This is a genomic window from Roseibium sp., from assembly GCF_025698965.1.
In the GTDB taxonomy this organism is placed as follows: Bacteria; Pseudomonadota; Alphaproteobacteria; order Rhizobiales; family Stappiaceae; genus Roseibium.
The window spans coordinates 1-8,661 of the sequence record NZ_JAILWL010000277.1; the positions used below are offsets into that span (position 1 = coordinate 1).

Annotated in this window: 10 protein-coding genes; 6 read left to right on the forward strand and 4 right to left on the reverse strand. The window is 54.3% G+C overall.

Going from position 1 to position 8,661, the window contains the following annotated elements:
• The 3 genes from K5905_RS31615 to K5905_RS20500 all read right to left on the reverse strand — a co-directional run.
• A partial coding sequence (locus tag K5905_RS31615) for an ArsR family transcriptional regulator (RefSeq protein WP_367186996.1) occupies positions 1–164 on the reverse strand: 164 nt, incomplete at its 3' end.
• Positions 165–232: 68 nt separating this feature from the next.
• A complete protein-coding gene (locus tag K5905_RS20495; RefSeq protein ID WP_297587089.1) occupies positions 233–421 on the reverse strand; it encodes a sugar transporter in 189 nt (62 codons plus the stop codon).
• Positions 422–561: 140 nt separating this feature from the next.
• Positions 562–2,232, reverse strand: a complete 1,671-nt coding sequence (locus K5905_RS20500; protein ID WP_297587091.1) for a L,D-transpeptidase family protein — start codon at positions 2,230–2,232, stop codon at positions 562–564.
• Between the two features lie 279 nt (positions 2,233–2,511).
• On the opposite strand from K5905_RS20500, the gene cysS reads away from it, so the two are divergent.
• The 6 genes from cysS to rarD all read left to right on the forward strand — a co-directional run bounded on the left by cysS (position 2,512) and on the right by rarD (position 8,175).
• Positions 2,512–3,927 (forward strand): cysteine--tRNA ligase, encoded by a 1,416-nt coding sequence (gene cysS / locus K5905_RS20505; RefSeq protein WP_297587092.1) that lies wholly within the window; start codon positions 2,512–2,514, stop codon positions 3,925–3,927.
• 356 nt (positions 3,928–4,283) lie between these two features.
• Positions 4,284–4,592 carry an endonuclease domain-containing protein gene (locus tag K5905_RS20510; protein ID WP_367186997.1) on the forward strand — a complete coding sequence of 103 codons (309 nt, stop codon included), beginning with the start codon at positions 4,284–4,286 and terminating at the stop codon, positions 4,590–4,592.
• Entirely contained in the window at positions 4,592–5,083 is a 492-nt protein-coding gene (locus K5905_RS20515) for a GFA family protein (protein ID WP_297587096.1), read from the forward strand. Before K5905_RS20510 ends, K5905_RS20515 begins: the two co-directional genes overlap by 1 nt.
• Positions 5,080–5,565 (forward strand): GFA family protein, encoded by a 486-nt coding sequence (locus tag K5905_RS20520; RefSeq protein ID WP_297587099.1) that lies wholly within the window; start codon positions 5,080–5,082, stop codon positions 5,563–5,565. Before K5905_RS20515 ends, K5905_RS20520 begins: the two co-directional genes overlap by 4 nt.
• A gap of 41 nt (positions 5,566–5,606) precedes the next feature.
• Positions 5,607–7,202, forward strand: a complete 1,596-nt coding sequence (gene cimA / locus K5905_RS20525; protein ID WP_297587102.1) for a citramalate synthase — start codon at positions 5,607–5,609, stop codon at positions 7,200–7,202.
• A 31-nt stretch (positions 7,203–7,233) separates the two neighbouring features.
• On the forward strand, positions 7,234–8,175 hold the full coding sequence (rarD, locus tag K5905_RS20530; protein ID WP_297587105.1) for an EamA family transporter RarD: 942 nt from the start codon (positions 7,234–7,236) through the stop codon (positions 8,173–8,175).
• Here the strand turns inward: rarD and K5905_RS20535 are convergent.
• A partial coding sequence (locus tag K5905_RS20535; protein ID WP_297587107.1) for a GGDEF domain-containing protein occupies positions 8,165–8,661 on the reverse strand: 497 nt, incomplete at its 5' end. The two genes, rarD and K5905_RS20535, sit on opposite strands and share 11 nt — an antisense overlap.

Here is an 8,661-nt window from a genome sequence, read left to right on the forward strand (position 1 = left end):
TGCGATACGGTTGGCATGCGCATGCCGGTCGATTCCGCTAGTTCACCGACGCTGCGCTCTTCCTCAAGCACCAGGCACATAAGCAGGAGACGCGGCGCGGATGCCATCATCTTCAAAAATTCCGCCGCAGCTTCTGCTTTTTCTTCAAGCGCTTTATAGTCCATCTACCAACCTTGCCAAACAAAGTGTTGAACTGCAAGCTTGGGGCAACCCCTAAGCTTTGCCGTCTCGTTTATATCCGGCTGGCAACAGTTACAATGATATTTCCGTTTCCACAGCCCGTTCCGGTCATCAGGCACATGCTCTTTTGCTGCATTTCCTGACCGAAGGCCTTGGTGCCATCCGTGATGGCGATGATTGCTGCAAACGGACCACCAAGAACGATGGCGAGGAAGATAATAACAAAAACGCGGTTCAACATTGGTCTCTCCTGATGGCAATCCGTATCGATTGCCCGGAGAGTACGGGGGCGGCATTGAACTCATGCTGAGCATTGCGTTCAGCTAACGTTCAGTTATCTAAACAAGGTAATAAACCTAAATGTGTCAATTGGTTGCGACACTATAAGTTCTCGGTCATCGCCTTTCTGAGGGCATCCAGAAGCACTTCATCCCGCCCGTAAATGTCTTTTCTGAAATGTGTGGACCCGTCTTTGTTCATCCACGCAGTCAGATAGGTGAGATGAACTTCGATCAAAGCGTCGGGCTTGATGACTTTGCGTTGGCCGCTGTCGCGGATCTGTTCCCAGTGATCGGGGTCCGGGTTTACATGGGCCAAGAGTACATTGGCCAGGACAAACGGATCCGAAGCTCGAATACAGCCATGACTGAAGGCGCGTTCCGCCCGCGTGAAGAGCGATTTTGACGGCGTGTCGTGGATGTAAATGTTGAATTCGTTCGGGAACATGAACTTGATACGGCCGAGCGCGTTTCCCTTGCCAGGATCCTGTCGCAGTCTGAAGGGAAAATTACCGCCTGAGTAACTGTTCCAGGCAATCTGCGTGGCGGCAATTTCATTCCCGTCTGCAAACACCCGGATGTTCTGAGCGCGTAAGGCCGACGGGTTTCTCTTCAGCTTTGGAAGATATTCCTTGGTCGCGATGGAGTAGGGCACGTTCCAGTATGGATTGATCTCCACATATTCCAGCTGATCGGAAAAGACAGGCGTTGCGTGGTAGGGCTTGCCGACGACGACACGCGTCGTGTGAACTGTCTTGCCGTCTTTCACGACTTTGAGGTTCTGGTCGGCGAGATTTACGAAGACATAAAACTCTCCCAGGTCGTCGCGCATCCAGCGCCGCCGCTCCATATTGAGTTCCATCTGGATGAGTTTGTCTTCGATGGGCGTATTCAATCGCGCAAGGGTATTCTTGCCGATAACGCCGTCGGTCTCGAGCCCATGATATTCCTGGAAGACCTTGACCGCTTCCACAAGCGAACCGTCATAGATCTCGCCACTATGGTCCTGTGCACCGGGTATGTCCTCTTCGATCAACCTATCGCGCAATATGGCAATCCGCGTGTCGCTCATGCCTGGTTTCAATGTCTCGCCGTCCGGCACCTTTGTGAAACCGCCCTCGGCAGCTTTGGTTCTGTATTGCGCAAGTCGCCGTTTCAGGCGGGCGTAGTTGTCGGATCGCGGAGACAGACTATCGAGAAAGGCACTGAAGTCGACTGAACTTTCAGCCGTCCGGAAAAACTCCTGCGGGTCGGGACGGTTGGGAAAGAGGTTCAAGGCCTTGTTTATTTTGTTGGGCTGTACGCGCCCTGAAGAGAGGTGCGTTGCATACCGGAGAAACTGGAGGGAAAGCTCCAGGTCGAACTGTGCCCATTCTTCCGGTGTTCGGGCGGATTCGGATAACTGAACGAGTTCCAGGGGGCCATAATTGTTGGGGTTGAGCGCATGATCATTGGCTTCTGCCATAGCGGCGATCGCCAGATGTGCATTTTCGCTGAGGCCGTTTTCGTCAAACCAGATGGGGGCATAGGCACGTTCGCCGTAATAGAGTTCCAGGCCTGACGGAACGTCCGGGGATATTGCTGCCAGAATTGCTTCGGCGATCTGGGTTTCCGGCTGAAGGGTCTTGTTATCAATGTCGTTCTGCGTTTCGACGGATAGGGGCGTTTCGGATTGCGCGTGTACGGAACCGGCAACTGAGATCGTAGAGAGCCCCACTGCGCAGAGACCAAAGAACGCAGAAACCGTAAAACGAAATGACCAAAACCGACCCATGGGAAAATCCCCCCGATGATTCCCGTTCCTTCAAGCTTAATGCATGTCTCCGTTGGCGCAAACGCTGGGTCTGTTGCGGTTTCAGATGCCCTGAATAATTGCAGCCTTGACCGCATTCCAATTTCCGGTCCATAAAGCGGCCATGATGACGGCCACACGGAACATCATTTCGATCACCATTATTTGCAGCTAGCGACACCGCTGGCTGTGGCCGTTCCCTCTTGGCAAAAATTCCTCTGAGACGGATCGCCCGGCCAGCCGGCCAGGAGACCGTTTGACATGAGCGCCGCTGAGACTGAGAAATCCGGCACGTACAAGGGCTTGAAGCTCACCAATACATTGACTCGCGAGAAGGAAGACTTCCGGGCGATCGATGACAAAAACGTGCGCCTCTATGTCTGCGGGCCGACCGTCTATGATTTCGCACATGTCGGCAATGCGCGGCCGATCATCGTGTTCGATGTCCTCTTTCGACTTCTGCGTCAGCTCTATGGCGCGGACCACGTGACCTATGCGCGTAACATCACCGACGTCGATGACAAGATCAACGCCCGTGCGCTGCGTGATTATCCCGATCTTCCTTTGAACGACGCCATCGCAAGGGTGACGCAAAAAACAGCGGATCAGTTCCACAAGGACATCAAGGCATTGGGAGTACTGGAACCAAGCTTCGAGCCGCGGGCAACCCAGCATATCGACGGCATGATCGAAATGATCGAGGTTCTGATTGAAAAAGGTCACGCCTATGAAGCCGGCGGCGAAGTTCTGTTCGACACGGTTTCCATGCCGGATTATGGGGGCTTGTCCAAGCGCAAGCTGGAAGATCAGAAGGCCGGCGCACGCATAGCGGTTGATGAGCACAAGAAGAACCCGGGTGATTTCGTCCTTTGGAAACTGTCATCGGAGGAAGAACCTGGTTGGGAGAGTCCCTGGGGACGCGGGCGTCCAGGCTGGCACATTGAGTGCTCGGTGATGAGCGAGCATCACCTGGGTCGGATATTCGATATTCATGGTGGCGGGCTGGATTTGATTTTCCCCCATCATGAAAATGAAATTGCCCAGTCACGTTGCGCGCATGGCACAACGACGATGGCCAATTACTGGCTCCATAACGGTTTCCTTCAAGTCGAAGGCAGGAAGATGTCCAAATCCGAGGGCAACTTCTTCACAATCATGGAGCTGCTGGAAACCGAAGATTTCGGAGGTCGGAAGTGGCCGGGCGAAGTGCTTCGCATGGCTATGTTGATGACCAACTATCGCGAACCCATCGACTTTTCCATGCGCAAACTGGAAGAGGCCGAAAACCTTTTGGCCAAGTGGCCGGAGCTTGTCGAGACAGATGCAGCTCCAGCGGACGAAGTGGTTGATGCGCTCCTCGATGACCTGAACACTGCGGCAGCGATCCAGGCTCTGCACGCGCTGGCGGTCGAGGCGGCCAAAGATGCTGACAAACTGCCAATCTATTCTGCAAGTGCAGCACTTCTGGGTCTTCAACCTGTTCAGGCAGATCTTTCCGGTGTCGACGAATCCGCAATCCAGATCGCTATCAACAGGCGTTTGGAGGCTTTGAAATCCAAGGACTGGGCACAAGCCGACAAGATCCGTGCTGACCTGACATCTCAGGGAATCCTTCTAAAGGATTCAAAAGATTCAGAAACAGGCGAGCGCCTGACAACTTGGGAACTCAAGCGGTGAAGTGCGCGACTGCGGAAAGGCAGGGTTCCCCCCTCTGTCCGCAGGTGCGGACATCTTCCCCGCAAGGGGGGAGAGTGGAGCTTGTAGCAAGATCGTCGATAGCCCTGACTCATGAGCAACTGTCGTTGCTGTGTTTCTCAGGTCGTCACCTCTTGAAAAAAGTTGCGGTTACGTCAGGCAGCACGGCATACGGTTCTCTCCCCCCTTGCGGGGGAGATGTCCCTTTCAGGGACAGAGGGGGGAATGCAGCCGATGTTACACAAGCAGAATTCGGTGTCTTTGGAAGTGTTCGCAATATGCCCTTTCGAAAAACTTCAAAGCAGCTTAGAGCAAATGCAAAATCTCTCCGTTCCAACATGACGGAGGCTGAGAAAAAACTCTGGCAGGTGTTGCGAGCGCATCGACTAGAGGGGATTTCATTCCGCCGACAGATGCCGATAGATCGGTACATCGTTGATTTCGCAGCGCCTTCTCAACGATTGATTGTCGAAGTTGATGGTTCACAGCATGCAGGCGTTTTGGGATTGAAGCGTGATGACGAACGCGACCGGTACCTTCGTGCCATGGGGTGGACTGTCTTGCGATTTTGGAACTCTGAGGTATCCGACAATCTTGAAGGTGTCTGTCGCAAGATTTTGGATGCATGCGGAATGGAGAGCACGTGATGACGGAAACTGACGTGTACGCTGGAGGCTGTCAGTGCGGTGCAGTTCGCTATCGGGTTACGGGAAAGGTTGGTTATCCGCACCTTTGCCACTGCCGCATGTGCCAGAAAGCGTCGGGTAATTTCTTTCTGCCCTTAATCGGGGCAGCCAAAACTGATTTTGAGTGGACTAGGGGAGAGCCCTCCTGGTTTCACTCGTCAAAACCCGTTCGTCGGGGCTTCTGTTCGAAATGCGGAACACCGCTCGCGTTTGAAACCGTTGGTGATGACTATATCGCGTTTACCCATGGCAGTTTGGACGATGTCGGTTCCGTGGTCCCGATCGAGCAATCCGGCGTCGAGGGACGCGTCCCGTTTTATGCTGCTCTGTTCGGATTGAAGGAAACAAAATCCAACAGAGATGACCTCCCTGGAGGTATCGGCGACGTGGCGTCGACCAACATGCAGCACCCGGATCATGAAACAGAAAGCTGGAATTGTGAGGCCCCATGAGCGAAATCCACACCGGCGGGTGCCAATGCGGCGCGATAAGGTTTCGCATTGAAGGTGAGCTTGGCACAGCGTCGATCTGCCATTGCAGGATGTGTCAAAAGGCATTCGGAGCCCTTTATGCCCCACTGGTCGGCATTCGTGGAGATACGAAACTTGTCTGGACGAGGGGCGAACCGAAACGCTTTCAGAGTTCAAATCAGGTTGCGCGTGGATTTTGTGGCGAGTGTGGAACACCGCTGACCTATGAAGCTCCCGGCGATGACACAGCAATTGCCATTGGTGCTTTTGATGAACCTGCAGAAATTGCACCGATCATTCAATACGGCGTTGAAGGCAAACTGCCATTTACGGACAAGATGTCGGAAATCCCGGCAAGAAGAACCGAGGAAGATAGCGAGACGGCAGTCTTCCTGGCTTCGATCGTTTCAAATCAGCATCCCGATCACGACACGGAAGCCTGGCCGCCGGTTCAAGGCGACTAAGAGAACGACACCCAAAGCCAAGGCGCTAGGCAGGAAAAAATATGAGCAAGGAACGCCTCTATCTTTATGACACGACGCTCCGCGATGGTGCGCAAACCAGTGGTGTTGACTTTTCACTGAACGAAAAGATCGTCATTGCGGAACTGCTTGAGCGTTTGGGTGTGGATTATGTCGAAGGTGGTTATCCGGGAGCGAACCCGACCGACACTGACTTTTTCACCGAAAAGCGAACGGAACGTGCAACTTTCACCGCGTTCGGCATGACTAAAAGGGCAGGGCGCTCTGCTGCCAATGATCCCGGATTGCAGCAAGTGCTTGCCAGCAGTTCGGATGCCGGCTGTTTCGTAGCCAAATCCTGGGACTATCACGTCAAAGTCGCGCTTGGGTGCACCAACGAAGAAAATCTGGACTCAATCCACGAGACCGTCATCGCAACACTTGCGGCCGGTAAGGAAGCGATGATCGATTGCGAGCATTTCTTCGACGGTTTCAAGGCTAATCCGGATTATGCAATCGATTGCGCGCGCACCGCCTATCAGGCAGGTGCCCGGTGGATCGTGCTTTGTGACACAAATGGCGGGACTTTGCCCGACGAGGTCTACGATATCGTCACCAAGGTGCAGGAAGTGGTTCCGGGAAGTCATCTTGGGATTCACACCCATGACGACACCGGCCAGGCGGTGGCCAATTCGCTTGCTGCGGTTGACGCTGGGGTCCGACAGATCCAAGGCACATTGAACGGGCTGGGCGAGCGTTGCGGAAATGCCAACCTGATCACCCTGATTCCGACTTTGAAACTCAAACCGGCATTTGCCGAAAGGTTCGAAGTCGGCGTTTCGAGTGACCAGCTCAAGGAGATCAGGGCCATCTCCCATGCTTTTGACGAGATCTTGAACAGGTCGCCTGACAGGCAGGCACCCTATGTTGGCGAAACGGCATTCGCGACCAAGGCTGGCATCCATGCCTCGGCGATTCTCAAGGACCCGGCAACCTATGAACATGTTACGCCGGAAAGTGTCGGTAATCAGCGCCGCGTGCTGGTCTCGGACCAGGCCGGCAAAAGCAATCTTCTCGGCGAACTGACGCGGGTTGGAATTGAAGTGGACAAGGCAGATCCACGGCTGGACAGATTGCTGGCATTGGTGAAGGAGCGAGAAGCAGAAGGTTACGCCTATGAGGCCGCGGATGCTTCATTTGAATTGCTGGCGCGCCGGGAACTCGGCGAAGTACCGCGATATTTCGATGTCAATTCCTTCAAGGTTATGGTCGAGCGGCGATTCAACGCGATCGGCGACCTGATCACCGTGTCGGAGGCGGTGGTGAAAGTCGATATTGATGGTGAAACGCGCATGTCGGTGGCGGAAGGCAACGGCCCCGTCAATGCGCTCGACATGGCTCTGCGCAAGGATCTCGGCAAATACCAGTCGGCAATCGAAGGACTGGAGTTGATTGACTACAAGGTCAGAATCCTCAACGGTGGTACTGGCGCCGTCACGCGCGTCCTGATCGAAAGCCACGATACGAAGTCACATCGCCGCTGGTTTACGATCGGAGTATCTTCCAATATCGTCGACGCCTCTTTCCAGGCGTTGGTCGACTCCATCACATTTGCGCTGCTGAAGGCTGGTTCCGCCTGAGGTAGTAACAATCGCCAGAAAGGCTGGTCACATGTCGCAGTCGGTTTCCAGTGCCGAAGCGAATGCCGAATTTCGTGAGGGTGTCCTGTACGGCCTCGCGGCATACGGCATGTGGGGTTTTTTTCCTGCGTACTACAAGCTGACCGACACGGTACCGGCGGATCTGGTCGTGTCGCACCGGGTACTCTGGTCTGTCCTTTTTGTCGGCCTGTTCCTTTACGTGCGTGGTCGCTGGCGGGAAGTTGTGGATGTGTTCCACCAGCCAAAGGTGCTTTTGGGTCTGACGGCATCGGCTGCGTTCATCGCGGTCAACTGGCTGGTGTTTGTCTGGGCGATCGCGCAAGGTCAGGTTCTTGAAGTTTCGCTCGGCTATTTCATCAATCCGCTCGTCAGTATTCTGGTTGGCCTGTTGGTGCTGCACGAGCGGCTCTCGCTTGGGCAGGGAATTGCTGTCGCCATCGCTGCATTTGCAGTAGTTCTGCAAGCCGTACTGGCCGGTGGATTGCCGTGGATCTCACTCACGTTGGCCTTTTCATTCGCCGGTTACGGTTATGTTCGCAAAGTCACGCCTGTGAATGCCACGCCGGGCATGTTCGTCGAAACCGTGCTGCTGTTGCCGCTTGCATTGGGCTATCTCCTTTTGAGCCTGGCTTGGGGCGTGGACGCATTCATATTGAATGACCCTTCTGTTTTTCTGGCGCTGGTCGGCACCGGCATTGTCACCGCCTTGCCGCTGGTCTGTTTTTCCGCAGCAGCCCGCAAGCTTCCACTCTTCATGATCGGATTGATGCAATATATTGCACCGTCCATGCATTTTCTGATGGCGGTTTACATCTGGGACGAGCCGTTGGATCAGGCCAAATTGCTGACATTTGCAATGATCTGGGGAGCGTTGGTGATATTCACATTCGACAGCTGGAAGCGTTACAGCCGCGCCAGGCAGGCGCGTCTGACAGGTGCTCTCAATCCGTGAAGACCAATTGTCCTCGTCCGGTGCGTTTTGCCGAATAGAGTCTCAGATCAGCGGTTTTCAGAGCCTCGGCGAGATTTCCGTCCCGTAGCGGGGCTACCCCGATGCTGGCTTTCATGGTCTGGTTTTCGTCGTCATGCGTGACGGGTGAAGACTGAATGGTCTGAAGCAGTTCCTCCAGGATCTTGACCACCTGGTCTTCCTCTCTTTGGCAAAAGACAATACAAAACTCATCGCCACCGAGGCGGGCGACAATATCTTTGTCGCCGGCCAGAACCGTCAGATGCTGGGCGAAGCTTTTCAGAACCGCGTCGCCGAAATCGTGTCCGAAGCTGTCATTGATGTTTTTGAAGGAATCGAGATCGAGAAGTGCCAGCCAATGATTCTGGTGCTGATCGCTTGACCAGGACTTGACCTGATTGGCGGCTTCCTCAAGTAGAAAACGGCGATTGTAGAGACCCGTCAGCGAGTCCCGCATGGCGAGATTGT

What these genes read in the sequence shown, in the direction of transcription:
- K5905_RS20495 (WP_297587089.1), bottom strand. Translation starts at nt 421, where the DNA reads ATGTTGAACCGCGTTTTTGTTATTATCTTCCTCGCCATCGTTCTTGGT.
- K5905_RS20500 (WP_297587091.1), bottom strand. Translation starts at nt 2,232, where the DNA reads ATGGGTCGGTTTTGGTCATTTCGTTTTACGGTTTCTGCGTTCTTTGGT.
- cysS (WP_297587092.1), top strand. Translation starts at nt 2,512, where the DNA reads ATGAGCGCCGCTGAGACTGAGAAATCCGGCACGTACAAGGGCTTGAAG.
- K5905_RS20510 (WP_367186997.1), top strand. Translation starts at nt 4,284, where the DNA reads ATGACGGAGGCTGAGAAAAAACTCTGGCAGGTGTTGCGAGCGCATCGA.
- K5905_RS20515 (WP_297587096.1), top strand. Translation starts at nt 4,592, where the DNA reads ATGACGGAAACTGACGTGTACGCTGGAGGCTGTCAGTGCGGTGCAGTT.
- K5905_RS20520 (WP_297587099.1), top strand. Translation starts at nt 5,080, where the DNA reads ATGAGCGAAATCCACACCGGCGGGTGCCAATGCGGCGCGATAAGGTTT.
- cimA (WP_297587102.1), top strand. Translation starts at nt 5,607, where the DNA reads ATGAGCAAGGAACGCCTCTATCTTTATGACACGACGCTCCGCGATGGT.
- rarD (WP_297587105.1), top strand. Translation starts at nt 7,234, where the DNA reads ATGTCGCAGTCGGTTTCCAGTGCCGAAGCGAATGCCGAATTTCGTGAG.